The sequence below is a fragment of the Microbacterium sp. ARD31 genome (assembly GCF_031844425.1).
The window spans coordinates 1-23425 of the sequence record NZ_JAUZVE010000081.1; the positions used below are offsets into that span (position 1 = coordinate 1).

The 23425-nt window shown below is 72.8% G+C and carries 25 protein-coding genes; 7 read left to right on the forward strand and 18 right to left on the reverse strand.

The window, feature by feature from the left end:
• The 10 genes from Q9S36_RS48885 to Q9S36_RS48930 form a co-directional block, all read right to left on the reverse strand.
• On the reverse strand, window positions 1–777 hold a 777-nt coding region (locus Q9S36_RS48885; protein WP_311291993.1), incomplete at its 3' end, for a hypothetical protein.
• Between the two features lie 19 nt (window positions 778–796).
• Window positions 797–1078: a phosphopantetheine-binding protein gene (locus tag Q9S36_RS48890; RefSeq protein WP_311291994.1), complete on the reverse strand. Its 282-nt coding sequence runs from the start codon at window positions 1076–1078 to the stop codon at window positions 797–799.
• A 68-nt stretch (window positions 1079–1146) separates the two neighbouring features.
• A complete protein-coding gene (locus tag Q9S36_RS48895) occupies window positions 1147–2373 on the reverse strand; it encodes a pyridoxal-dependent decarboxylase, exosortase A system-associated (RefSeq protein ID WP_311291995.1) in 1227 nt (408 codons plus the stop codon).
• A complete protein-coding gene (locus Q9S36_RS48900; protein WP_311291996.1) occupies window positions 2370–3944 on the reverse strand; it encodes an acyl-CoA ligase (AMP-forming), exosortase A system-associated in 1575 nt (524 codons plus the stop codon). Before Q9S36_RS48900 ends, Q9S36_RS48895 begins: the two co-directional genes overlap by 4 nt.
• A 90-nt stretch (window positions 3945–4034) precedes the next feature.
• Window positions 4035–5030, reverse strand: a complete 996-nt coding sequence (locus Q9S36_RS48905; protein WP_311291997.1) for a glycosyltransferase family 2 protein — start codon at window positions 5028–5030, stop codon at window positions 4035–4037.
• Entirely contained in the window at window positions 5027–5734 is a 708-nt protein-coding gene (locus Q9S36_RS48910; RefSeq protein WP_311291998.1) for a hypothetical protein, read from the reverse strand. Before Q9S36_RS48910 ends, Q9S36_RS48905 begins: the two co-directional genes overlap by 4 nt.
• A complete protein-coding gene (gene nadE / locus Q9S36_RS48915; protein ID WP_311291999.1) occupies window positions 5731–6759 on the reverse strand; it encodes an NAD(+) synthase in 1029 nt (342 codons plus the stop codon). The genes Q9S36_RS48910 and nadE overlap by 4 nt, the downstream gene beginning before the upstream one ends.
• A complete protein-coding gene (gene asnB / locus Q9S36_RS48920) occupies window positions 6756–8753 on the reverse strand; it encodes an asparagine synthase (glutamine-hydrolyzing) (RefSeq protein WP_311292000.1) in 1998 nt (665 codons plus the stop codon). Before asnB ends, nadE begins: the two co-directional genes overlap by 4 nt.
• The gene (locus Q9S36_RS48925) at window positions 8753–9595 is read right to left on the reverse strand and encodes a serine acetyltransferase (RefSeq protein ID WP_311292001.1); all 843 of its coding nucleotides are present in this window, start codon (window positions 9593–9595) and stop codon (window positions 8753–8755) included. The genes asnB and Q9S36_RS48925 overlap by 1 nt, the downstream gene beginning before the upstream one ends.
• Window positions 9596–9617: 22 nt before the next feature.
• Window positions 9618–9902 carry an acyl carrier protein gene (locus Q9S36_RS48930; RefSeq protein ID WP_311292002.1) on the reverse strand — a complete coding sequence of 95 codons (285 nt, stop codon included), beginning with the start codon at window positions 9900–9902 and terminating at the stop codon, window positions 9618–9620.
• A 205-nt stretch (window positions 9903–10107) separates the two neighbouring features.
• Here Q9S36_RS48930 and acpS point away from each other — a divergent pair, with 205 nt between their 5' ends.
• Window positions 10108–10494, forward strand: coding sequence for a holo-ACP synthase (gene acpS / locus Q9S36_RS48935; RefSeq protein ID WP_311292003.1), 387 nt, complete (start codon window positions 10108–10110; stop codon window positions 10492–10494).
• Between the two features lie 32 nt (window positions 10495–10526).
• Here the strand turns inward: acpS and Q9S36_RS48940 are convergent, their stop codons facing one another.
• Complete coding sequence (locus tag Q9S36_RS48940) at window positions 10527–11687, reverse strand: glycosyltransferase (protein ID WP_311292004.1); 1161 nt, start codon at window positions 11685–11687, stop codon at window positions 10527–10529.
• A gap of 116 nt (window positions 11688–11803) precedes the next feature.
• Here Q9S36_RS48940 and Q9S36_RS48945 point away from each other — a divergent pair, with 116 nt between their 5' ends.
• On the forward strand, window positions 11804–12769 hold the full coding sequence (locus tag Q9S36_RS48945) for a hypothetical protein (RefSeq protein WP_311292005.1): 966 nt from the start codon (window positions 11804–11806) through the stop codon (window positions 12767–12769).
• A 174-nt stretch (window positions 12770–12943) separates the two neighbouring features.
• Entirely contained in the window at window positions 12944–14350 is a 1407-nt protein-coding gene (locus tag Q9S36_RS48950; RefSeq protein ID WP_311292006.1) for a DUF222 domain-containing protein, read from the forward strand.
• An 87-nt stretch (window positions 14351–14437) separates the two neighbouring features.
• Here Q9S36_RS48950 and Q9S36_RS48955 read toward each other — a convergent pair whose 3' ends face one another.
• Window positions 14438–14812: a nuclear transport factor 2 family protein gene (locus Q9S36_RS48955; protein ID WP_311292007.1), complete on the reverse strand. Its 375-nt coding sequence runs from the start codon at window positions 14810–14812 to the stop codon at window positions 14438–14440.
• A 272-nt stretch (window positions 14813–15084) separates the two neighbouring features.
• On the opposite strand from Q9S36_RS48955, the gene Q9S36_RS48960 reads away from it, so the two are divergent.
• Window positions 15085–15222 (forward strand): hypothetical protein, encoded by a 138-nt coding sequence (locus Q9S36_RS48960; protein WP_311292008.1) that lies wholly within the window; start codon window positions 15085–15087, stop codon window positions 15220–15222.
• Window positions 15223–15442: 220 nt separating this feature from the next.
• Here Q9S36_RS48960 and Q9S36_RS48965 read toward each other — a convergent pair whose 3' ends face one another.
• Window positions 15443–15718 carry an HU family DNA-binding protein gene (locus tag Q9S36_RS48965; RefSeq protein WP_311292009.1) on the reverse strand — a complete coding sequence of 92 codons (276 nt, stop codon included), beginning with the start codon at window positions 15716–15718 and terminating at the stop codon, window positions 15443–15445.
• Between the two features lie 153 nt (window positions 15719–15871).
• On the opposite strand from Q9S36_RS48965, the gene Q9S36_RS48970 reads away from it, so the two are divergent.
• Complete coding sequence (locus Q9S36_RS48970; protein WP_311292010.1) at window positions 15872–16345, forward strand: GNAT family N-acetyltransferase; 474 nt, start codon at window positions 15872–15874, stop codon at window positions 16343–16345.
• Between the two features lie 6 nt (window positions 16346–16351).
• Here the strand turns inward: Q9S36_RS48970 and Q9S36_RS48975 are convergent, their stop codons facing one another.
• The gene (locus Q9S36_RS48975; RefSeq protein WP_311292011.1) at window positions 16352–17011 is read right to left on the reverse strand and encodes a polysaccharide deacetylase family protein; all 660 of its coding nucleotides are present in this window, start codon (window positions 17009–17011) and stop codon (window positions 16352–16354) included.
• 122 nt (window positions 17012–17133) lie between these two features.
• On the opposite strand from Q9S36_RS48975, the gene Q9S36_RS48980 reads away from it, so the two are divergent.
• Entirely contained in the window at window positions 17134–18030 is an 897-nt protein-coding gene (locus tag Q9S36_RS48980) for a hypothetical protein (RefSeq protein WP_311292012.1), read from the forward strand.
• A 37-nt stretch (window positions 18031–18067) separates the two neighbouring features.
• Window positions 18068–18757 (forward strand): hypothetical protein, encoded by a 690-nt coding sequence (locus tag Q9S36_RS48985; RefSeq protein ID WP_311292013.1) that lies wholly within the window; start codon window positions 18068–18070, stop codon window positions 18755–18757.
• A 12-nt stretch (window positions 18758–18769) separates the two neighbouring features.
• On the opposite strand, the gene Q9S36_RS48990 is transcribed toward Q9S36_RS48985, so the two are convergent.
• From Q9S36_RS48990 to Q9S36_RS49005, 4 genes are all read right to left on the reverse strand, one after another.
• A complete protein-coding gene (locus Q9S36_RS48990; RefSeq protein WP_311292014.1) occupies window positions 18770–20236 on the reverse strand; it encodes a DUF4082 domain-containing protein in 1467 nt (488 codons plus the stop codon).
• 212 nt (window positions 20237–20448) lie between these two features.
• Window positions 20449–21471, reverse strand: coding sequence for a hypothetical protein (locus Q9S36_RS48995; protein WP_311292015.1), 1023 nt, complete (start codon window positions 21469–21471; stop codon window positions 20449–20451).
• 6 nt (window positions 21472–21477) lie between these two features.
• Window positions 21478–22737, reverse strand: coding sequence for an MFS transporter (locus Q9S36_RS49000; RefSeq protein WP_311292016.1), 1260 nt, complete (start codon window positions 22735–22737; stop codon window positions 21478–21480).
• Between the two features lie 6 nt (window positions 22738–22743).
• Entirely contained in the window at window positions 22744–23169 is a 426-nt protein-coding gene (locus Q9S36_RS49005) for a hypothetical protein (RefSeq protein ID WP_311292017.1), read from the reverse strand.
• Between the last annotated feature and the right edge of the window lie 256 nt (window positions 23170–23425).

Consider the following 23425-nt stretch of genomic DNA (forward strand, 5'->3'; position numbering starts at 1 on the left):
GGCCGGCGCCTGCGCTGTCGCGACCGAGCGCAGCGGAACGGGCTCGGGCGCGGTGGCCTCGTCGTCCTCGGCGCCCGTCGCGGCGTCGTCACCGACCGGCTCCGGGGGCCCGGCGGCCGCGTCGTCGGGGTCGGCGGCCGCGGACCCGGCGGGATCGGGGTTGCGCCGCCCGAGCAGCAGGCTGTCCACGAGCGCGATGAGCATGAGCCCGGCGCCGCTCACACCCGCCCCGGCGAGGATCGCCGAGCGGATCATGGCCTTGTTGGTCGCCTGCGGCGTCTCGTCCTGGGTGAGCACCGTCGACGCGACGCGCTCGGCCTCGGGGAGGTCCAGCCCGGCCTGCAGGTCACCCAGCTCGACCGGCACCAGGCTCACCAGCGACTCCAGGGCGTCGGTGGCCACCTTCGGGTCACTCGCCTCGACGGTGAACAGGATGATCGGCGCGCTGTTGGTGTAGTCGGGGACGATCTCGAAGCTCGTGCCCAGCGGGTAGGTCTCGCCGAACTCGTCGCTCACCTTCTTCGACGTCAGCGCGCGCACGACCACGTCGCGGGCCTGGTTCACGCCGCTGAGCGTGAGGTAGGGGTTCTCCTGCGTGCTCGACCCGTCGGGCATCGAGCTCTGCGAGGGCGGGTAGACGAGCACCGTGCCGGTGGCCTCGTAGGTCTTGCCGACCCGCTGCGTGACGACGTACATCGCCCCCAGCGTGAGCACCAGCAGGGCGAGCACGAGGTACCAGCGGCGGCGCAGCGAGCCCCACAGGACGCTCATCTCCATGGTGGTCCTCCCTCCCCGCTCAGTCCGCGGCCGTGAGGCGGCTGTCGACGAAGTCGGTGAGCGTGCCCACCGACTCGAACACCTCGCCGGTGAAGTCGTCGTCGTCGATCACGATGTCGAATCGGTCCTCGAGCGCGGCCGCGAGCTCGACCACCCCGAGCGAGTCGAGCTCCGGGAGCTCACCGAAGAGCCCGGTGTCGCGCGTGATCGAGCCGGCGCGGTCCTCGATGCCGAGGGTGCGGGTGAGCACCTCCACCACCCCGTCCATGCTGTCGGTGTGCTGGCTGGTGACGGTCTCCATGACGCTGGTTCCCCCTGGTGGTTCTGCTGTCTGTCCGATGGGTGTGGTCTCGTGCGCGGTCGGGTCGTTCACACCAGCACCTCCGGCGGTGCGGGGTGCCCGAGGAAGGCGGTGGGGCTCGCGGTGAGGCCGTAGGCCCCGGCCTGGAAGACGGCGACGAGGTCACCGACCTCGACGGCCGGCAGCTCGACGTCGTGGCCGAGCAGGTCGAGCGGCGTGCAGAGGCAGCCGACCACGGTCACGGGCCCCGAGGGCTGCTCGGACACGCGGCTGGCCAGGGCCAGCGGGTAGTTGCGGCGGATCACCTGGCCGAAGTTGCCCGACGCGGCGAGCTGGTGGTGCATGCCGCCGTCGACGACCACGTAGCCCTGGCCGCGCGACTCCTTCACGTCGACGACGCGGGTGACGTACACGCCAGCCTCGCCGACCAGGTAGCGCCCGAGCTCGGTCACGAACGTGGCCTCGGGCAACGCAGGCGCCAGTCGGTCGTCGACCAGCTCCGTGAGCCGCGCGCCGAGCACGGCGAGGTCGAGCCGCTGGTCCTTCTCGAAGTACGGGATGCCCCAGCCGCCGCCCAGGTTGACGTACTCCACCGTGCCGGGCACGTGGCCGGCGAGGTCGAGGACGAGGTCGACGGTCTTCTCGAGGGCCTCGACGAGGATGGCGGCGTTGAGGTTCTGCGAGCCGGCGAAGACGTGGAAGCCGACGACGTCCACGTCGTGCGCGGACACCTCCCCGAGGAGCGAGGGGACGGCCTCGGCGTCGACCCCGAACTGCTGGGGGCCGCCACCCATCCGCATGCCGGAGCCCTTCACCGCGAACGGCGGGTTCACGCGGACGGCGGCGCGCGGGCGCAGCGCGAGCTCCTTGCCGGTGCGGACGAGGCGCTGCAGCTCGGTGCGGGACTCGACCTCGACGGTGACGCCCGCGGCGACGGCGCGCCTCAGCTCGGCGTCGGTCTTGCCGGGGCCGGCGAAGCTGATCGCGGCCGGGTCGCAGCCGGTGTCGAGGGCGACCGCGAGCTCGCCCGCCGACGCCACGTCGAGGTGGTCGACGAGGCCGGCGAGGTGCTGCACGACGGCCGGCATCGGGTTGGCCTTCACGGCGTAGCCCAGCCGGAGCCGGTCGGGCACGGCGGCGCGCACCTCGGCGACCCGCGCGGTGATGAGCGCCCGGTCGTAGGCGAAGAACGGGGTCGCGCCCACCCGCTCGGCGAGGCGGTCCACCGGGATGCCACCGACGAGCAGGCGGCCGTCGGCGGTGCCGTGGGCGGCGACGTGGTCGCTGGTCCTCATCGGGTGAGCTCCTCGCGCAGCAGGACCCGGTCGAACTTGCCGTTGGGGGAGCGCGGCAGCTCGGTGCGCACGACCACCTCGGCGGGCACCATGTAGCGCGGCAGCTGGCGCCGGAAGACCTCGACGAGGTCGGCCGGGTCGAGGCTCTCCCCGGACGGGCTGACCACGACGACGACCCGGTGCCCGAGCGCCTCGTCGGGCAGGCCGAGGGCGGCGGCGTCGCGGACCAGGCCGCTGTCGTAGGCGACCTCCTCGATCTCCGTCGGGCTGATCCGGTAGCCAGAGGTCTTGATCATGTCGTCGGTGCGGCCGACGAAGTAGAGGAAGCCCTCCTCGTCGGCGACCACCCGGTCGCCGGACCACACCGCGAGCTCCGGCGTGCGCCAGTCGGCGTGGTCGCCGGGCACGGGCCGGAACCGCTCGGCGGTCTTCTCCGGGGCGCCCCAGTAGCCCTGGGCGACGAGCGCACCGCGGTGCACCAGCTCGCCCTCCTCGCCGGGCGCGCACGGCGTGCCGTCGGGGCGGACCACGAGGATCTCGGCGTTGGGGATGGCCTTGCCGATCGAGTCGGGCCGCCGGTCGACCTCCGCCGGGTCGAGGTAGGTCGAGCGGAACGCCTCGGTCAGGCCGTACATCAGGAACGGGCTGGCCTGCGGGAAGATCTCGCGCAGCCGCGACAGGGTCGCCTGCGGCATCCGGCCGCCGGTGTTGGCGAAGTAGCGCAGCGACGCGGTCGCCTCGGCCGGCCACTCCGTGGCGACGAGCTGGATCCACAGCGGCGGCACGCAGGTGAGGCCGGTGACGCCGTGGCGCGCGCAGAGGCGTACGACGTCGCGCGGGAGGAGGTAGTTGACCAGCACGACGTGCGCCCCGGAGGCGAAGGCGGTGGTGACCTGGCTGAGGCCGGCGTCGAAGCTGATGGGCAGCGCCGCGAGGATGACGTCCTGGTCGTGGTTGCCGAGGTAGTGGGAGACGCTCTCGGCGCCGACGACGAGGTTGCGGTGCGAGAGCACGACGCCCTTGGGGCGGCCGGTGCTGCCGGAGGTGTAGAGGATCGCCGCGGTGTCGACGTCGATGACGTCCCGGTTGACGGGCGCGTCGGTGGTCACGGCGGCCAGGAGGGCGTCGAGGTCGTGCAGCCCGACCTCGCCGTCGGTGGGCTCCAGGCCGGGCCCACCGTCGACCAGCACGACGTGCGCGAGGGCCTCGCAGCCCTTGGCGTCGTCGCGCATCGCCTCCCAGCGCTGGCGGGAGGTCACCAGGACGCGGACGTCGCAGTCGCCGAGGATGTAGGCCACCTGGGCGCCCTTGAGCGCCGGGTTGACCGGCACGAAGACCCCTCCGGCCGCCGAGGCGCCGAAGATCGCGGTGACGGTCTCGGGACGCTTGTCGAGGTAGACCGCGACGCGGTCGCCGCGCTGCACGCCGAGCCGCGCCAGCACCTCGGCGGTGCGCCTGGTCTGGTCCCACAGGGTCGCGTAGTCCAGCGTGACGTCCTGGTGGCTGAGTGCGGGACGCTCACCGGAGCGGTCCGCGCGTTCCTCGAGCAGGTGGTGCAGGTTCGTCCGCATCTGGTCAGGCCCCCTCTTCCTCACCCCGGCCACCGCCCCCCGGCGACCGGCGGCACGTCGAGTGGCCGACTCGACGTCCCTGCCGGGACGCTACGTACCGGAGGCCCCCGCAGGGGCGTCTCCGGCGGCTAGTACCGGATTTGGGGTAGCCGCCCCGGCCACGGTGCGGTCGTAGAGGTCCAGCCACCCCGGCCCGCGCGGCGCCCGGAGCAGCCGCGGCCGGGTGAGCGTGCGGACCGCGGCGCGGGCGATCGCGTCGCCACGCAGGGCACGGGTCGACTCCCGCAGCACCAGCGCGACCCAGTACAGCGCCGTGCGCGGGCGGGAGGAGAGCCGGGAGAACAGCAGCAGCCGGTTGGCCGTCAGCAGCGCCCACAGGCGCGGCGAGGTGCCCGACCCGCCCTCGAGGTGCTGCGCGCCGGCCGCGGCGACGTACGCGACCCCGAGGCCGTGCTGACCGGCCCGCAGGTGGAAGTCGGTCTCCTCGGAGTAGAGGAAGTACGACTCGTCCCACGCGCCGCAGGCGTCGAGGCAGGCCCGGCTGACCAGCTGCGTGGAGCCCTCGGCCCAGTCGGGACGGGCGTCGGCGGCGTAGCGGGCGGGGTCGGTGACGACCTCGCCGAGGGCCGGCCAGCGGCCCGCCACGGTCGCGCCGACGAGCGCGTCGGCGAACGCCCGCAGCAGCGTCGGGCGCCGCCGCATCGAGTGGATCAGCTCGCCGTCGGCGTCCGTCAGGCGAGGTACGGCGATCCCCGTGCCGGGTGCCTCGAGCGCGGCCAGCAACCGCGGCAGGCAGCCCGGGCGCAGCCGCACGTCGGGGTTGAGCACGAGCACCGCCGGCGCGTCGGGGGCCGCGGCGATCGCGGCGTTGACCCCGGCGGCGTAGCCGGCGTTGCGACCGGTCTGCAGGATCGTCGCTCCCGGTGCGAGCGATCGCGCGACCTCCACGGTGTCGTCGCTGGAGTCGTTGTCGACCACGACGAGGTGGTGGGGCACGTCGCCCGTCCCCGCCGGCAGCGACGCGATCAGTCCGGGCAGCACGTCGGCGCTGTTCCACGTCACGACAGCGATGGCGACCGGCCTCATGCCGGCACCGCCGACCGGGGACGCCGGCGCAGCGACGGGCGGGCCGGGGCGGGTGTCGGAGCAGGTGCCGGCCGGCGGCTCGGCCGGCGCCGCTCGAGCGCGAGGAGGACGGCGAGGGTGATGGCCATCCCGGACAGGCCGGTGGCGGCGAGCGCGCGCGAGCGGCTCCCGGAGACCGGGATGACCGTCGGGTACTTCGACGAGGGGACGGCGCGGGCCCGCAGGTTGAGCGGGGCGCCCATCTCGTCCTGGAGCTCCTCGAGCAGCACCGAGACCCGCAGCGAGGTGGCGCGCGCCGTGGCCAGCACCTCCTCGGGGCTGGAGGCCGCGACCTGCACGTCGAGGTAGTTCGCCGGGAAGAGCGGCCGCCACTGCGTGCCGAGGTTCGGCGTCCGCACCTGCACGCCCTCGCGGTACCCCTCCCCGACGATCGTCGCGGCCACGTCGCCGGTCAGCAGCGGCGGCGAGCCGTCGTTGAAGTCGGTGGCGATCACGCCGACCAGCGGCTGCAGGCCGTAGACCGGGTCGTCGAGGACGGTGGTCTTCTGCGCCCCGCTGGGACCGACGAGCAGGATGTTGTACTGCGTCCAGTAGACCGGCGCCTGCTTCGTGACGACGTACAGCGCGCCGACGGTGAGGACGGCGCCGAGCAGCACGACGTACCACCGCCGCAGGGCGGCGGCGATGAGGTCGCGAGCGGTCATCCGATCTCCTGCACGGGTTCGACGAGCCGGGGCGGGAGGTGGAGGTACGCCGTGGTGCTGCGCTTCTGGTCGATGTCGGCCCACACCCGCTCCACCTGCGCCGTGGTGAGCCCGGCGGCCGCCGCGACGTCCTCGACGGGACGTCCGGTGTTCTTGCCGTGCAGGCAGACGTCCATCAGGTTCCAGGGCAGCGAGAAGTAGAACTCCTCCTGCGACTGGGGCAGGGAGTACGTGTCGGTCGTCGACGGCCGGGTGCGGATGGCCTCGGGGACGCCGAGGTGCTCGGCGAGCGCGTACACCTGGGTCTTGTAGAGGTGCGCGATCGGCTTCACGTCGGCGGCGCCGTCGCCGAGCTTCACGAAGAAGCCCTGGTCGTACTCGAGCCGGTTGGGCGTCCCGGTGACGACGTAGTTGAGCCGGTCGGCGTGGTAGTACTCGACCATCCGGCGCGCGCGCTGCTTGAAGTTCGTCGCGGCCACGATGCCGAGGTAGGACTCGGTGGTGAGCCGGTGGCGGGTGATCGTGCCGTCAGGCGCCTGCACGACCACCGAGTAGAGCCGGAGGCTGTCGGAGTCGACGACGCTGGGCAGCACGATCTTGGAGAGGTGGTCGGGGCCGTAGTCGGGGCAGACCATCCGAATGGCCGCGTCGCGCCGCTCGTAGCACCCCGCCGCCTGCAGGACCGGGGTGATGTCCTCGACCACCGAGTCGATGCCGAGGGCGTCCGACACCATGGTGCTGAAGCCGAGGGTGTCCTCGGAGGAGTCACGCTCGGGCATGTGGATGCCGAAGACGCGCTTGGCGCCGAGGGCCTCCACGCAGAGCGCGGCCACGACGCTCGAGTCGATGCCGCCCGAGAGCGCGACGGTCGCCCCCTTGCGCCGCGACCGACCCAGGTAGTCGCGCAGCATCGCGGTGATCCGGGCGACCTCGGCGTCGAGGTCGAGCGCGAACGGGTCGTCGAGCGCCGTGCTCGCCGTGCTGCTCGCCGTGCTGGTCTCCGTGCTGGACTCCATGGTGGTCATGCGGTGCTCCTCGCGGGCTGGAGCCGGTCGATGACGGTCATCGGCTCGGGCGGGTCGTGGTCGGTGGCCCGACCGGCGTCGACGACGAGCTGCTGGTGCAGCAGCTGCGTGGAGAGGACCGCCAGCAGGCGCATGTTGTCGGTGTTGCCGGTGCGGACGCCGCGGGTGCGGGTCGCCTTGGCGAGCAGGCCCTGGACGGCGCGCGGGTTGAAGACGCCGGCGTCGGCGATCGCGGAGGGGGAGGTGACGTCGCCCAGCCAGTCGGGTGTGGCGTCGCCGAAGAAGCTCGCGGTGTCGGGCGCCCGGTAGGGCTGCTTGGGGCGGCGCCTGATCTCCTCGGGGACGAGGTCCTCGAAGGCGAGCTTGAGCAGGTGCTTCTCGTCGAGACCGCACAGCTTGTGGCGGGCCGGCAGCTGGTTGGCGAAGGCGATGACGTCCTTGTCGAGGAACGGGAAGCGACCCTCCACCGAGTTGGCCATCAGCATCCGGTCGCCCTGGCTGGACAGGATGTAGCCGGGCAGGAGCGTGGTCATCTCCAGCCACTGGGCGCGCGCGAGCGGGTCCCACGAGGCACTCTGCGGGGGCAGCAGGGCGAGTACGTCGTCACCGGCGGCGCGCGCGGTCGCGTTGCGCAGCTCGGGGGTGAGCATCCCCTTCACGGCGCTCGTGGAGGCCCACCGCGGACGGTGCGAGATCGACGGGTCGTGCGGGTCGAGGTCCTGGCCGAAGAAGCCCCGGGCGAAGGCGGGGGCCTGTCCCGGGTTGTTCGCCATCCACGGGTAGAGCAGCTCGACCGCGCGGTCGCGCGTCGCCGAGCCGGGGTCGCGCGCCCAGAAGGCCCGCACCCGACCCTCGCGGAAGATGTCGTAGCCGGCGAGCACCTCGTCGGCGCCCTCCCCGGTGACCACGACCTTGTAGCCGTGTCGCCGGACGAGCTGCGAGAGCAGGAAGAGCGGCGCGGGCGCGGTGCGCAGGATGGGCGTCTCGGTGTGCAGCACGACGTCGGGGAACACCTCGGCGACGTCGGTCGGCGACACCGTGATGTCCTCGTGCTGGGCCCCGAGCTGCGCCACCATCTTGGCCTGGTGGACGCCCTCGTCGAACTCCGCGTCGGCGAAGCGCAGCGAGAAGGTGTGCAGCGGTGCGTCGGTGTAGCGGGCGATCACCGCCGCGGTGATGGAGGAGTCGATGCCGCCGGAGAGGTAGGCGCCGACGGGCACGTCGCTGCGCAGGAAGCGCAACCGGGCGGCCTCGACGATGCGGTCCCGCAGCTCGCGGGCGTTCTCCTCGACGTCCTGGCCCGGCTCGGCTCCCCGCGCGGGGAAGTCGACGCTCCAGTAGGGCCGGCGCCTGAAGCCGTCGCGGTCGAGCACGGCGACGTACCCGGGCTCGAGCTGCTCGATGCCACGGAAGACGGTGCGTGGCGCGACGGTCGACCAGTACGTCAGGACCTGGTCGAGGCCGACCGGGTCGAGCTCGCGCGGCAGCGCGGGGTCGGCCATCAGCGCCTTGACCTCCGAGGCGAAGGCGATCCGGTGCGCGTCGCGGGTGAAGAACAGCGGCCGCACCCCGAGCCGGTCCCGGGAGAGCACGAGGCGCCGCTCCCGACTGTCCCAGAGCGCCAGCGCCCACTGGCCGTTGAAGCGGGTGAAGCACTCCTCGCCCCACTCCTCCCACGCGTGCACGACGACCTCGGTGTCGCTGTGGGTGCGGAAGCGGTGGCCGCGGCGGCGCAGCTCGTCACCGAGCTCGACGTAGTTGAAGATCTCGCCGTTGAAGGAGATCCAGAGCGTGCCGTCCTCGTTGCACAGCGGCTGCGCCCCGCCCTCGGTGTCGATGATCGCGAGCCGGGTGTGGCCGAGCGCCGCCTGCTCGTCGAGGTAGAGGCCGCTGCCGTCGGGTCCGCGGTGGTGCAGGCGACCGATCATGCGGGTCACCAGCTCGCGGTCCGGGGGAGGCCCGTCGGTGACGACGACCCCGCAGATGCCGCACATCAGGCGGGCCTGACGGCGCGCGCGAGGACGGCACGCATGCCCTCGGCGGTGCCCAGCCGGTCGGGGTCGATCTCGTCCTCGCGCAGGACGACGTCGAAGACGTCCTCGAGGAAGATCGCGGCCTTGACGGCCTCGAGCTGCCGGTCACCGGCCGGGTCGCGGAGCCTGGCGTACTCCGCCAGCGCACGCTCGACCTGCTCGTCGCGCGCGGGTGCGGGACGACGTACGCGGTAGTTGAGCATCGCCGAGTTGTCGTAGTCGGCGTTCACGACGCGGCCGGGGTTGCCCGCGACGAGGGCGCGCGGCGGGACGTCACGCGCGATCACCGTGCCGGCGGAGATGGTGGCGCCGTCGCCGATGGTGACGTCGCCGGTGATGGTGGCGCCGGGGCCGATCCACACGTCGTTGCCGATGCGCGGCAGGCCCTGGTCGCCGGCGGCGACGCGCTGGCCGATCGTGACGTTGTGGTGCAGCACGCAGTTGTCCCCGATGCTCGCCGCGCCGATGTAGACGCCGGTGTGGTGCATCAGGTAGAGGCCCGGCCCGATGCGCGCCCGGTGGTCGATCTCGGCATGGTGCACCGTCGACGTACGGCGCCGCCACACCGCGCTCGCGACGCGGGGGGCGAGCCCCAGCACGCGGTGCTGCCGGTGGTAGCGGCGCACGGCCTGGTCGAAGCGGTAGCACGCGACGACGCGGAAGTCGGCGTTGAGCAGCCACAGCCGCAGCCGCTGGCGCGGGCCGCGCCGGCCCTCCGCCGAGATCGTGTAGTACTTGTCCAGGTCCGTGCGGAACGGACGCAGGTCCGGGTCGTCCTCGACCCGGGACGTGGTTGCCCCCATGGCTGCCCCCCCGAGCCGCGCCTCAGCCGACGGGCTGGGTGGCCCCGGTCTTGGCGAGCACGAAGCGGGTGAGCCCGCCGATGCTGCCGAGGTTCTCGAAGACGGTCTCCGACTCGGCCACCTCGATGCCGAAGCGGTCCTCGAGGAACTCGATGAGCTCGAGGATGCCGGTGGAGTCCACGACGCCCTTCTCGAGCAGCGACTCCTCGTCGCCGGGCAGGCGGTCGGTGTCGCCGAAGAGGTAGTTGTCCCCCATGAAGTCGCGCAACGTCTCCCTGATCTCGTCGCGCTGCATCTGGTCCTGCACGTCGGCCTCCCAAGTGTTCGTCGAGCCCGCCCCCCGGGGGGCCCGCCGATCAGTGGAACAGGTCACGGGGCCGGTTCCGGGCGCCAGCGGCGACGCTCCCCAATAGTGGTGACGGGTCCCGGCGGGCCCCGGTCCCGGGCGTCACAGGGGCCTACCGTGCCACCGTCGGCCCGCTCGTCGTGCGGGCCGGGAACGGGGGACCTCGATGCTGGGTGCAGGGACCGACATCGTGTCGGTGACGCGGATGGCCGGCCTGGTGCGGACCGGTGGCGACCGCTTCCTGCGCCGCTGGTTCACGGGTGCCGAGATCGCCTACTGCACGTCGATGGCGCGGCCCGAGCTGCACCTGGCGGCGCGCATGGCCGCCAAGGAGGCCGTCGTGAAGGCGTTGCACGGGCCGGCCGACGGGCCCGTGCCCTACGGCTCGATCGAGATCACCCGCGGCGACGACGGTGTGCCGGGCGTGGTGCTCAGCGGCGAGGTGCTGGCCTTCGCGCGCGAGCGCGGCGTCGGGCCGATCCACGTGTCGATGTCGCACTGCGACGAGTACGCCGTCGCGGTGGCGCACGCCGAGGCCGCGCCCGTCGGCTGACCAGTAGCCTGATCCGTCGCCTGGCACGGCGCCTACCTGCGGGACCGGCCCGCTCCCAGCGGCACGGCCTGGGGACGGCTCCACTCCTCGGGCGGCCGGGCGGCTGCCGGTCCGCCCACCAGCCACACCTCGCCCCACTGGACCCCGGCGAGCCAGTCGCCGTCGGCCAGGAGCGGGCGCAGGCGCGCGAGGTCGCCGACCTCGAGGCCGGTGACCAGGACGCGGTCGGCCGGGTCCAGGGAGGCCAGGGCGACGGGCAGCTCCGGGAGCTGCAGCGCCGTCATCGAGACCGGACGCCCGCTGCGCTCGAGCACCACCGGGCTCCCGGCGCGCGCGGCGAACCCGCCGGCCCGGTCGACGTTGACCAGGTGCAGCGGGTGGCTCGGCGTCCAGTCGACGAGGTCGACCTCGTGGGCGATGTCGGCCAGCACGACCGGCACGTCGAGCTCGGCGCGCACCTGCGCGGCCAGGCGGGACTGTCGCAGCCAGGTGCGGCGCCAGCCGTGGTCGCGCACGACCGGGAGCCGCCGCCAGTCCGGTCCGCGCCTGCCGACGGTGCCGCAGGTGGTGTGGATCGGCTGGAGCGCGGGGTAGCGGTCGCCCACGTGGCGGTGGGCGTCGTCGAGGCGCGCGAGGTTCGTCGACATGCTGTTGTGGGTGATGGCGGTGTCCACCGCGCCGGCCAGCCGTCCCGCCGCGCGCACGCGCAGGGCGTACTCCACGGCATAGGCGTGCCAGGCCAGCTCGGGGTCCTCTCTCAGCGGCTCGGCGAGCAGGTCCGCACGGCGGGCGATGACCAGCACCTCGTCGAGCGTGTCGACCGGGATCGGGCTCGGTGCGGACTCGCCGATGAGGATGACGCGGTCGCGCAGCCGGCCCGCCGACGTACGGCTCGCGGTCATACCGTTGGCGCCCAGGATCCCCCACCGCTCGTCCTCCAGCCACGCCGCGCAGGCGGCGAGCTGGTCGAGGTCGTGCAGGTAGACGTCCTGGTGGACGAGCACCACCACGTCGTGCCTCGCCATCCGGACGGCGTGGTTGAGCGCGGCGCCGGCGGTCGCGAAGGCGTGCGTCGTGTTGTCGATGGGGAGGTACTCCACCTCGACGGGTCCGTCGTACGCCTCGAGAGAGCGGTCCAGGCAGTGGCGTCGCACGACAGGGTCGTTGTAGACGCACGCGATCGTCAGTCCCACGCCCGGGAGTCGACCACGGCTCGCACCTGACCCGGCCGGTCGAGGAGGGACATCCCCCGAGTGGGGTACGCGCGTGCAGCCGCATCCGGGTGATGCTGGGGTCAGGGGGTACGCCGATGGCACGGGATCGACGGACGGCCGTGCTGGTCGTCGTGGCGCTGGTCGCCGCGGGGATCGGCGTGGCCGGCTACCGCGAGGTGGTCGCCACGTCCTCGTCCGCCACGTCGTCCTCCGGGGTGCCGGCGTCCGACGTGCCCTCCGTTGGCGGGGAGCCGGCGACCCCCGCCGCCCTCGACGCCCCCGGCGAGGACGACACCGGGGTGCCGCCCGGGACCGAGCTCGAGCCGTACGCCGGTCCCTGCACGCTCGTCGAGACCGCCGTGCTGTCGGGCGTCGACGCGACCGGCGTGTGCCCGGCGATCGTGGTCCAGGCCCCGGACGTGCGGATCGAGGACTCCCGGGTGCCGCGGGTGGAGTCGACCGCGACCCAGGCCGACGCCAGCTTCTCGGTGGAGGTCCTCGACTCGGAGGTGGTCGCGGGTGCGTGGATCGGCGGCGCGATCTGGGGGAGCAACCTCACCGTACGCCGCGTAGACGTCACCGGCGGCCAGCACAGCGTGCACTGCGGCAGCCACTGCCTCGTCGAGGACTCCTGGCTGCACGACCAGCACAACCCCGACGGCGAGGCCGCCCACAACAACGCCTTCATCACCAACGGCGGCACCGACATGGTCGTGCGCGGCAACACCCTCCACTGCACGCCGACGCTCAACGCCACCGGCGGCGGGTGCACCGCGGACCTCTCCCTCTTCGGTGACTTCGAGCCCGTGCGCGACGTGCTCGTCGAGGGCAACCTCTTCAAGGCCAACGCCTCCTCCGTCCCCTACTGCGCCTTCGGCGGCGACGCCCCCGGCAAGCCCTATCCCCAGGCCACCGGCATCGTCTTCCGCGGCAACGTCTTCGAGCGCGGCACCAACGGCACCTGCGGCGTCTACGGCCCCGTCACCTCCTTCGACCCCGCCGCCCCCGACAACGCCTGGGAGGACAACACCTGGGACGACGGCAGGCCGCTGGCACCCTGACTCCGGTGGTTGAGGTGCGAGCGACCCTCCCTCGGTGGTTAGGGTGCGAGCGCAGCGAGCCTCGAAACCACGCCCTGGGCGGTGTCGAAGAGGGACGGAGTCCTGTCATCTGTCCCTTTCCACAGCACGGTCTGATCGCGGCGAGTGTCGGTGTCAACGACTACAATCGAACACATGAGCGAAAGTTGGGAGCAGGTGATCGGGAAGGTCGCAGACGACCTCTCGGCCGCCGACCTGCTCGCTCTCGCCCGCGATCGCAAGGCCGCCGAGCACCGGGCGGCCGCCGACCTGCTCCTGGTCGCGGCGCGCTGGGCCGACATGCACCCGCCGGAGTCGATCCACTCGGCCGCGACGTTCGCGACCCCGGGGTGTGAGCACGAGGAGCCGATCGCGGGTGTGGGTGCGCCGCTGGTGGCGGAGTTCTGCATCGCCGAGCTCGGCGCGGTGCTCGGCCTCTCCTCGGGGGCGGCGAAGAAGCTCATTGGCCACGCCCTGGAGCTGCGCCACCGGCTGCCGCGCCTGTGGACGCAGGTCCAGTCCGGGCTGGTGCCGGCCTGGCAGGCGAGGATTGTCGCCGAGACCACCATCCACACCACCCCGCGGTTGACGGTCGAGGCGGCCGGGTTCGTGGACGCCCAGGTCGCCGCCGTGGCCGGGCGGGTCGCTCCAGCGCAGCTGGACCGGCTGGTCGCAGAGGCGATCAAGCGCTACGACCTTGCCGAGGCGGACCCGGCATCGGACCCGGAGGACGGCCACCTGCACGTCGACCCCCGGCACGTGACGATCAACGACGAGGACGTGCACTTCGCCGGCACGATGCGGATCGAGGCCGAGGTCGACATCGCCGACGCCCTCGACCTGGGTCACGCCGTGTCGCAGGGTGCCGCAGCGCTGAAGGCCCTCGGTTCGACCGAGTCCCTCGACGTGCGCCGGGCCAAGGCGCTCGGTGACCTGGCCCGCACCCAGACCTCCCTCGACCTCTCATCCGCTACCGCCACCGAACCCGCCACCGCCACGAAACGGGATACCGCAGACCTGCCGGCCGCCCGCGAGCTGGTCCTGCACCTGCACTTCGACGCGCACCTCGAGGGCGTGCGGACCGTGTTCGGTCCCACCGGCCGGATGGAGAACGGCCAGCGGCTGGTGCTGCTCGACCAGGTGAAGGCGTGGTGCGGTGACACCCACACGAAGATCACCATCAAGCCCGTCATCGACCTCACCACCGAACAGACCGCACCCGGCTACGCGATCCCGGACCGGATCCGCGAGCAGGTCGTCCTCCGGGATCGCACCTGCGTGTTCCCGTGGTGCACCCGACCCGCCCGCCGCTCGGACATCGACCACATCGTCGCCTACGACCACGACGCCGACGCTGAGGGCCGGCCACAGCCCGGACCGACCACCACGTCGAACCTGGCGTGCCTGTGCCGCTCCCACCACCGGTTGAAGACCCACACCGCCTGGCACTACCGCATGGTCGAGCCCGGGGTGTTCGAGTGGACCAGCCCCCACGCCCACCACTACCTCCGCGACCACGCCGGCACCCGCGCGTTCGACACCACGCCTCCCGACCGACAATGACCCCGCCCCGCACCCCGCCAGTCCCCACGATGGCGGGGCCGCAGGCATGTCCCGCCTTGGATCGGTCATGACCGAGCATGCGCGGAGTCAGGACAACCGAGGTCCCGCGTGTCCCGCCAAGCACGTCCAGCTGCTGCCGGTTCGGACCCACACCTGGGTCATCGGCATCCGAAAGGTCTCCGACGCGTGTCCGTCCGACCGCACGACGTCGTGCACCTCGGCGTACAGGACGGCCGTCTCACCCACGACGACGACCTCGGGATCGACCAGGGTCTGCGATCGCCAGGCCGTGTGCCCCTGGGTGTTTCGGCGGACGTACTCGGCGCGGCCGTAGGTCTCGCCGAGGTGCGTGGTCCACCTGAAGTCCTCGTGCAGGAGATCGGCGAGTCGCCCCGCGTCGGCAGCCGCGAGCGCCGCTGCTCTGGACTCAGCCGCCGCAAGTACCTCCTGCTCGACCCTCATGTCCTCCACAGTGCCACGCTGAGACCCCCGGGGCGCACGTGCGGCTCCTCCACGGGAGCGAGACGGCCGACCAGTTCGCCACCGCCCCATCGCCAGAACGGGGCGCGAACCGCAGCACTTCTTCAATGTCCCGCGTTGGTCACGACATGTCCGACGTTCCGAAGGCCGGTACGGTCCCATGAATGAAACGACCATGGCTTGCGTGGAGCAGGCGGCGGTTTGCCTGGAGTCTCCTACCAGCCGTCGGCGTCCTCATCGCGGTGCGGGTGGTCATGCTTCGGGCGATTGACTCGCAGGAGGTCGAGATCGCGATCCAGGGTGCCACCGTCCTGATCTCCACGGCACTCCTGTACGTCGTGTTCGCGTGGGCCGCCGAATACGACCGCCGTAACCCTCGCGACTACACGTAGGTCCACCGGGCGCCGTCTGTGGGCACGGGGTGACCCTGCACGGCGCTGGCTCACCGGCATGAGCGGAGTCGAGATGCGCGGTGATCAGCCGCGGGGAGGCGCATGCCACGTCTGAGAGAGGCCGTCACCAGTGCTGGGCCAGCAACGCCCGAGAGACGCCGAGGACGCCGTACGGAGGGGATGTCCCCATCCGTACGACGTCCTGCGGGGTGTGGCTGCGTCAGCCGTTGACGGCGTTCTTGAACGCAGCGGCCGGCTTGAAGGCCGGCGCCTTGCTGGCGGCGATCTCCATGGTCTCGCCGGTCTGCGGGTTGCGGCCGGTGCGGGCCGAGCGCTCGCGGGACTCGAAGGTGCCGAAGCCCGGGACGGTGACCTTGTCGCCGCCGGCGACGGCCTGGGTGATCGAGGTGATGACGGCCTCGAGGGCCTTGTCGGCCTGGGCGTTGCTCAGCTCGGCGTGCGAGGCGATGGCGTCGCGCAGTTCAGTCTTGTTCACGTGAAGCTCCTGCTAGTAGGTGTGGACGGCCGCCATTCAACAACGCCGAGCCCCCTGTGTGTGGCACCACCCGACCCGGAAGGGTGAAAGGCCGGTCTCCCGGTGTCGGTGCCCGGTGCCACAGTCGGACCCACCGAGCAAGGGAGAACGACGATGACCGACGTGCCCGACGTGCACCTCAGACAGGTCGAGGAAGGTGACCTCGACACCCTCTTCGAGCACCAGGCAGACCCCCTCGCGGTGCAGATGGCGGCCTTCCCGGCTCGCGACCGAGAGAAGTTCACCGCCCACTGGGCCAGGATCCGTGGCAACGAGGCCGTGGTCACCCGCACGGTCGTCGCCGACGGCGCGGTGGCAGGCAACATCCTCAGCTGGGACGACGACGGACGGCAGTTCCTGGGCTACTGGATCGGGCGCGAGTGGTGGGGGCGCGGCGTGGCGACCCGAGCGCTCGCCCTGTTGGTCGACGAGGTGCGTGTCCGTCCGCTCCACGCCCACGTCGTGGCGCACAACACCGGCTCGATCCGGGTCCTCGAGAAGTGCGGGTTCCAGCGTGACCGTGCCCTGGAGGAGCCCGGGCCGTCCGACGACGGCGTCGAGGAGCTCTGCTTCGTGCTCGACGGCTGACGCGTGTCAGCGCAGGCGCTTGACGGTCCCGACGAGCGCGGACCTGGCCTGCAGGTGCAGGGGCGGCGGCCGCAGCACCTCCCGCTCGACCGTGCGGGGACTGTCACCGTGGCGGATGCTGTAGCGCGGCTGGAGCCAGCGGTCGCTGCGCGCCCACCGCCGGTCGCTGGTCTGCACGGTGCGGTAGCGCAGCGGTCGCAGCGCCTCGAGCACGGCGCGGTCGTAGCGCCCGAGCGGCAGGGCGGCGTCGTGCACCCGGCTGCCGGTGACCTGCTCGAGCACCTCGCGCGAGGTGACGAGCTCCTCCTGCCGGCGGGCGGCGTCCAGCCCGCGCCACGGCCGGTGCGTCATGCCGTGGTTGCCGATCGTCATGCCGGCGTCGTGCAGGCGGCGTACGTCATCCCTCCCGAGGCTGCCGGGCTGGTCGAGACGGCCGGCGACCACGAAGAACGTCGCGGTCAGGCCGCGCTCGAGCAGTGCCGGCAGGGCGATCTCGACGTCGGAGGCGTTGCCGTCGTCGAAGCTCAGCCGCACATGGTCGCGGGCCACCACCCGGTCGAGCACGCCCAGGAAGGTGTCACGACTGATCCAGTAGGAGTCCTCGCCCGGCTCGAGCACGCGTTGCGGTGTGCCGATGCCGTGGAAGCAGACATTCACCACACGCATGCCGGAAAGGTAGGCGACCGGACGGAGGGGGAGGACCCCTCGGCGTCCCAGGCTCCCCAAATGGAGGTATGTGCCCGGCCGGCGGCCGGCGCAGCGCCGTGCTGCTTCCTACGGTGAGGACCATGGGGGAGTCCGTGGGGATGGGCGTGGGGTTGGACGTGCGCGAGAAGGTGCAGCTCGCGCCGATCACCGACGCCGACGTCACCGACGTCGCGCAGTTCCTGCACCAGCACCTCAACGGCCGGTTGAGCGCCGCACAGTGGGCGCGCAGCGCCGTGCCGCCGTGGAGCGTCGACGCGCCCAACCACGGCTTCCTGCTCCGCCAGGGCGACGCCGTGGTGGGCACCTACCTGGCCTTCTACTCCGAGCGCGAGGTCGACGGGCGGCTGCGCCGGATCTGCAACCTGGCCGCGTGGTGCGTGCTCGACGAGCACCGCGCCCACGGCGTACGCCTGGCACGCGCGATGCTGCGCCAGCGAGGCTTCGACTTCGTGGACCTCTCACCCAGCGGCAACGTCGTGGCGCTCAACGAGCGGCTCGGGTTCAGCCGGCTCGACACCACGACGGCCCTCGTGCCCAACCTGCCGCTGCCCTCCCGACCCGGCGTGCGGGTGCTGACCGCCCCCGCGCAGATCGAGGCCGCGCTCTCCGGGCGCGACCTCGAGGTCTACCGCGACCACCGCGACGCGGCCGCCGCGCTGCACTTCGTCGTCCGGGTGGGCGAGGACTCCTGCTACGTGATCGCGCGTCGCGAGCGGCGCAAGGGGCTGCCGCTCTTCACGTCGCTGCTGCACGTCTCGGACCCGGCGGTGCTGGCGCGCGCCGGGCACGCGCCCTACCGCCACCTGCTGCTGCGGCACCGGGCGCTGGTGACGCTCGCGGAAGGCCGCGTCGCGGGCCGGCCACCACGGCTGTCGCGTCGCCAGAGCGCCCCGCGGCCTCGGATGTTCCGCGGCGACGGCCTGTCGCCGCGGTCTGTCGACTACCTGTACAGCGAGCTCATGTGCGTGCCGTGGTGAGCGGCGCAGACGAGATGAACACGACGAGGGGAACACGATGACGCAGAACCGTGGTGTCGCAGCGCGGCTGAGGCACGTCCTGGTGGACGCGCCGGGATCGGCCGGCGCACGCACGCGGGCAGCCCGCTGGGAGCTGGTGCAGCAGGCCTTTCCCGACCTCGCGACGATGTCGGTGCTCGACCTCGGTGGCACGGTCGAGTGGTGGCGGCGGGCGCCGGTGCGCCCGAAGGAGGTCACCGTGCTCAACCTCTTCGAGCCCGGCGACTCCGACGACCCGGCCATGGTGCCGGTCACCGGGGACGCCTGCCGGGCACGGGAGGCCCTCGCGGCCGCCGGCGCGCCCACGTCGTACGACGTCGTCTTCTCCAACTCGCTGCTCGAGCACGTCGGCGGGCACGCCCAGCGGTCCGCCCTGGCGCGCGAGGTGCGCGCGCTGGCGCCCCGGCACTGGGTCCAGACGCCCTACCGCTACTTCCCGCTCGAGCCGCACTGGCTCTTCCCGGGCCTGCAGTTCATGCCCATGGCCGCCCGGGCCAGGCTCGCCGCCCGCTGGCCACTTGCCCACAGCCGCCCGGACACGCCCGAGGACGCGATGTCGGAGGTGCAGTGGACCGAGCTGGTCGGGGTCGCCGAGCTGAAGTCGTACTTCCCGGGTTCCACCATCCACCACGAGCGCGTGGCCGGACTGACCAAGTCGCTCGTGGCGGTCGGTGGCGGAGCCCTCTAGGCCGGATCGCCGCTAGCCCCGCGAGGGAGTCACCGCGCCACCGGCGTCCCACGTGTTGTTGGTCCACACGTTGCCGCTGGCGTTGCTGTCGAACGACGTCACCGGTCCGTAGACGCCGCACCTGCGGTTGGCGCCGCGCTCGAACACGTTGTTCGTGACCCGGACGTTGGTCGCCTGGTAGGGCTTCGAGCTCGAGGCCCCGCCGTAGAGGCAGTAGGAGATCGACGAGTTGTTGGCCTTGAACAGGTTGTTGTCGATGGTCACGTCGTCGATCGGGTCGAAGTCGCCGAAGAGCGACAGGTCACCGCTGCACCCGCCGTCCGTGCTGTTGAGGATGGAGGTGCAGTGCAGCGTGTTGTGCCGCACCACCATGGTGTGCCCACCGTTGGAGATGAACGCGTTGTTGTGGAAGCTGCCGCCGTCGGGGTTGTGCTGGTCGTGCAGCCACGAGTCGGTGACCTCGCAGTTGTTGTTGCACTGGAAGCTGTGCTGGCCGCCGGTGACGTCGACCCGGCTGGCCTTGATGTTGTAGCCCCAGATGCCTGCGGTCGAGACGGCGCCGGCGCGCACGTCGGAGTCGGTGATGGTGACCGAGCTGTCGCCGTCGCCGTAGATCGACCACACGCCCGGCACGAGGGACTTCTCGATGACCACGCCGGTGGTCTGGATGACCAGCGCGTCCTGGCACTTGCTGAGCACGTCGGCGCCGGAGATGGTGCGGGCCGAGGTGATCGTGCAGGGGCCGGTGTAGGGCGCGAGGACGGTGCCGGCGGGGACGCCCGTGTTGTCCGGACCCGGCCAGCCGCCCGGGGTCGGCGTCGGGGTCGGGGTGGGCGTCGGGTCCTGGGTCGAGGTGCCCGGCTTGAACCGGACGTCGACCCAGTAGTTGGCGTCGCCGCGGGCCTGGCTGGTGGGGAAGGTCGGCTTGTCGGAGACGCTCGTCCAGCCGTTGCGGCCGCGGGGCACCCGCAGCTGCGCGGTGGAGTGGCCCTTGGCGAAGCCGTCGGGCGTGGCGGCGTGGATGCCCTTGGTGCGGGTGTGCACGGAGACGACGTAGAGCTTGCCCGTGGTGAGCTTGGCCCGGGAGGAGAACCTCACCGACTGCCAGCCGGCGCCGGCGACGGGCTTGATCGAGGTGCGGGCCAGCACCTTGCCCTTGGCCGACCACAGCGTGGCGGACCTCGGCGTCGCCGCCTTCCACGCCAGCGGCTTGTAGTAGCGCACGCCGACGACCTTGCCGTCGACCTTCGGCGAGAAGCGCATGCCGACCTCGCGGGAGGGACCGCGGCGTACGACGACGCCGGAGGGCTGGCCCTTGCCGAAGGCGCCGACGGTCGCTGCCGCGCGCTGGGAGTCGGCCGTGGGCACGGCGGGGGCGGGACCGGTGAGCGTGACCGCGGTCAGACCGGCGGCCAGGAGCGCCACGGGCGCGAGCCGCGCCAGGCGGCGCGACACGGGGGTGTGGGGGGTGGGGGGCACGGGGGTGTGCATGGAGAGACCTCGCTGTCACCCGGGGGGTCGGGAACGGGGTAGGGGGAACGATACTGCGGTGGGGACGCAGTCCGGGGCATCCTCCACAAGCGCCAGCGGCCCCACAACCCGGTGCAGGAACTTCCCCAAACGGTGGCAGCGCGAGGCGTGAGGTGGGCCACGGACGACGGCCAGCGCAGGTCAGCGCAGGTCAGCGCAGGTCAGCGCACGACCGTCGCCGACCAGGCCTGCTCGATGAGCAGCGCTGGTTCGGCGTCGGCTGTGGTGTCGACCGACCACACGTCCGTCACGCCGGGCTCGTCCGGGCGGGGCATCCCGTAGATCAGGGTGTCGTCGTCGAGCCACTCGACCTGGTCGTCGACCCCGCGCGGCCCGCCGGCGAGCAGCGTCCGCGCACCCGTGGCGAGGTCCTGGACGGCGAGCTGCCACACCACCTTGCGGCCCGGGTCGACGTCGACCTTGAAGGCGACGCGGGAGCCGTCGGGCGACAGCGCCGGGCACTCCGCGTCGGCGGAGACCGAGGTGAGGCTGCGCGCCTCGAGGTCGCCCTCGACCAGCCAGGTGCGGCCACCGGTCGCGACGGTGGCGTAGAACGTCTGGTCGTCGACGAACGTCACGCCCCACACGTTGCGGTCGCTCGGGCGCACCTGCTTCCCCTCGATGACCAGGTCGAACTCCTCCAGGTTGCCCCAGGACGTGCTGCCGTCGAAGGCGTGGATCTCGGTCGCGGTGGAGAAGCCGGACGTCATGTAGGAGTGGCCCGACACGAACGAGGTGGTCCCCACCAGGGTGCCGTCGGGGGACAGGCGGGTCCGGCTCGGGATCCCGGGCAGGGGCGAGGTGTCGACCTCCTGCCAGTCGGCGTCGTAGGAGTGCGCCTCGTACGTCGTCACGACGCCGCGGTCGATGGTGAGGCACGAGGCCCCGTCCGCGCGGGCGGCGACGCGGTCGCAGGACACCCCGGTGAAGGCACGGGCCCCGGCGGGGTCGTCGAGCGGCACCATCGCGACCACGCCGAGCTCGTTGTCCAGGCCGGTGTGCCGGAAGACGATGCGCGGGCCGTCGACCACCTCGGCGACGGGCGTGCGGACGGCCTCCGGGTCGGCGCGGCGCTGGGCGCGCACCTCGCGGCCCTGGGCCAGGACGTACACGGTCGCCCCGGCGACGAGGACGACCACGATGCCGACGAACGCCAGCACGCGGGCGCGTGCGCTGAGCCGCATGGCCGGTCAGGCGGCGGTGGCCACGGCGCCGTCGAGGCGCCCCACCCGGGTCGCCGCGACGAGGATCGCCAGCACCAGCAGCGCTGCCACCGAGACCATCGCCGTCGCGGGGCCCAGCAGCAGCCACAGCAGGCCGAAACCGGCCGACGCGACCATCCGGGCCAGGGCCACCACGGTCTGGGCGGCCGCGATGCCGCTCGATCGTGCCTGCACGGGCACGAGCCTACCGGCGACGGCGGCGATGACGCCGTCGGTCGCGGCGTAGAAGGTGCCGAGCAGGACGAGGGTGCCGAGGGTGGCCGCGACGGTCGAGGTGGGCAGCACGGAGCAGAGGTAGGCGCCGACCAGCGCGAGGTGGCCGAGCACCAGCACCCGGGCGCGGCCGACCCGGTCGGCCAGCCGGCCCACCGGGACGGCGAGCACGAGGTAGGCGACGTTGGTGCCGACGTAGAACAGCGGGAACCAGGTGACCGTGACGTCGGCGTGGTCGAGGAGGGCGAGGTAGACGAAGCCGTCTCCGATCGTGAGCAGCCCCAGCACCGCGGCGATCGCCAGCAGCGGCCGGAGCCGACGGTCCGCGAGGTCGCGCCAGCGGAACGGCGGCGGGGTGGGACCGGCGTGCTCCCGCTTCACGCGCACGTCGGGGCCGAGCAGTCCGAGCAGGGCCACGCCTGCGATCGCGAAGGCCAGCGAGACCACCATGACGACGGTGTAGTCGTCGGGCACCGCCCACAGCAGCCCGAAGGCGATGAGCGGGCCGAGCGCCGCGCCGATGGTGTCGAGCATGCGGTGCACGCCGAACGCCCGGCCGAGGTGCTCGGTCGGGGTGGACGTGCTGATCATCGAGTCACGCGGCGCGGTGCGGATGCCCTTGCCGATGCGGTCGGCGGTGACCACCGCCGCGATGCCGGCGGCGCCCGTCGCGAAGAGGAGGAAGACGCGGGCGACGGCCGAGACGCCGTAGCCGAAGAACGCCACCCACTTGGGGCGGTCGGCCGCGTCGGCGAGCCAGCCGCCGCCGAGCCGGACGAGCGCGCTCACGCCCTGGTAGAGGCCGTCGATGAGCCCGTACGCCACGGGCGTGAGGCCGACGACCGCGGTCAGGTAGAGCGGCAGGATCGCGGCGACGGACTCCGAGGAGATGTCGGTGAGCATCGAGACGACGCCCAGCACGACGACGGCGCGGCCGACGGGCGGCCTCGCCGACCGCTCGGTGGTCGCGGCGCTGCTGTCGGTGCCGGGACGGTCGCGTACGGAGATGTACATCCCGTCTCACTCGCGCCCGGTGTGCAGCGAGGCGATCACGGAGTACGTCGTGCGCGACCCCTGCCGGGTGACGGTGATGGTGACCGTGCTGCGCCCGCGCTGCAGCGCCGCCGCCTGGGAGCCGGCGGCCGTCGGCGGGGTCGTCGCCTGCTCGACCATGCCGCGCCGCCCGAGCCGGGTGCGGTAGTCGAGCAGCACCCGGGCCGGAGCGAGCGTGGTGGTGCCGACCAGGGCGACCTGGAGGCGGTCGTCGGCGGGGGAGACGCTGCTGGTCTCGACCCGGGAGCGCGGCGCGGGGCGCAACGCGGCCGGGAACCCGCCGACCAGCCGGCCGCGGGCGCTCGCCGCCCTCGGCAGCGGGCTCGCCACGAGAGGCCGGTCCGCGTCGCCGAGGAGGTCGCCGAGGCTGTCGACGGTGGGCTCGGGTGCCACCGGAACCTCGAGCACCGTGCCGGAGGGGTCCGACCCGCCGCCGTTGCCGTCCGTGCCGTCGGTGCCGGGCGAGGTGTCCGGGCTCGAGGTCGTGCTCGTGTCCCGCTTCGAGGCCTTCCCCGTGCCCTCCCCCGAGCGCCCGTCCTCCTCCGACGTCGCGCCGGACGCGGTCGAACCCCCGTCGTGCGCCCCCGTGGGCGGGGGGGGCGGGGGGGGGGGGGGGGGGGGGGGGGGGGCGGGGGGGGGGGGGGGGGGG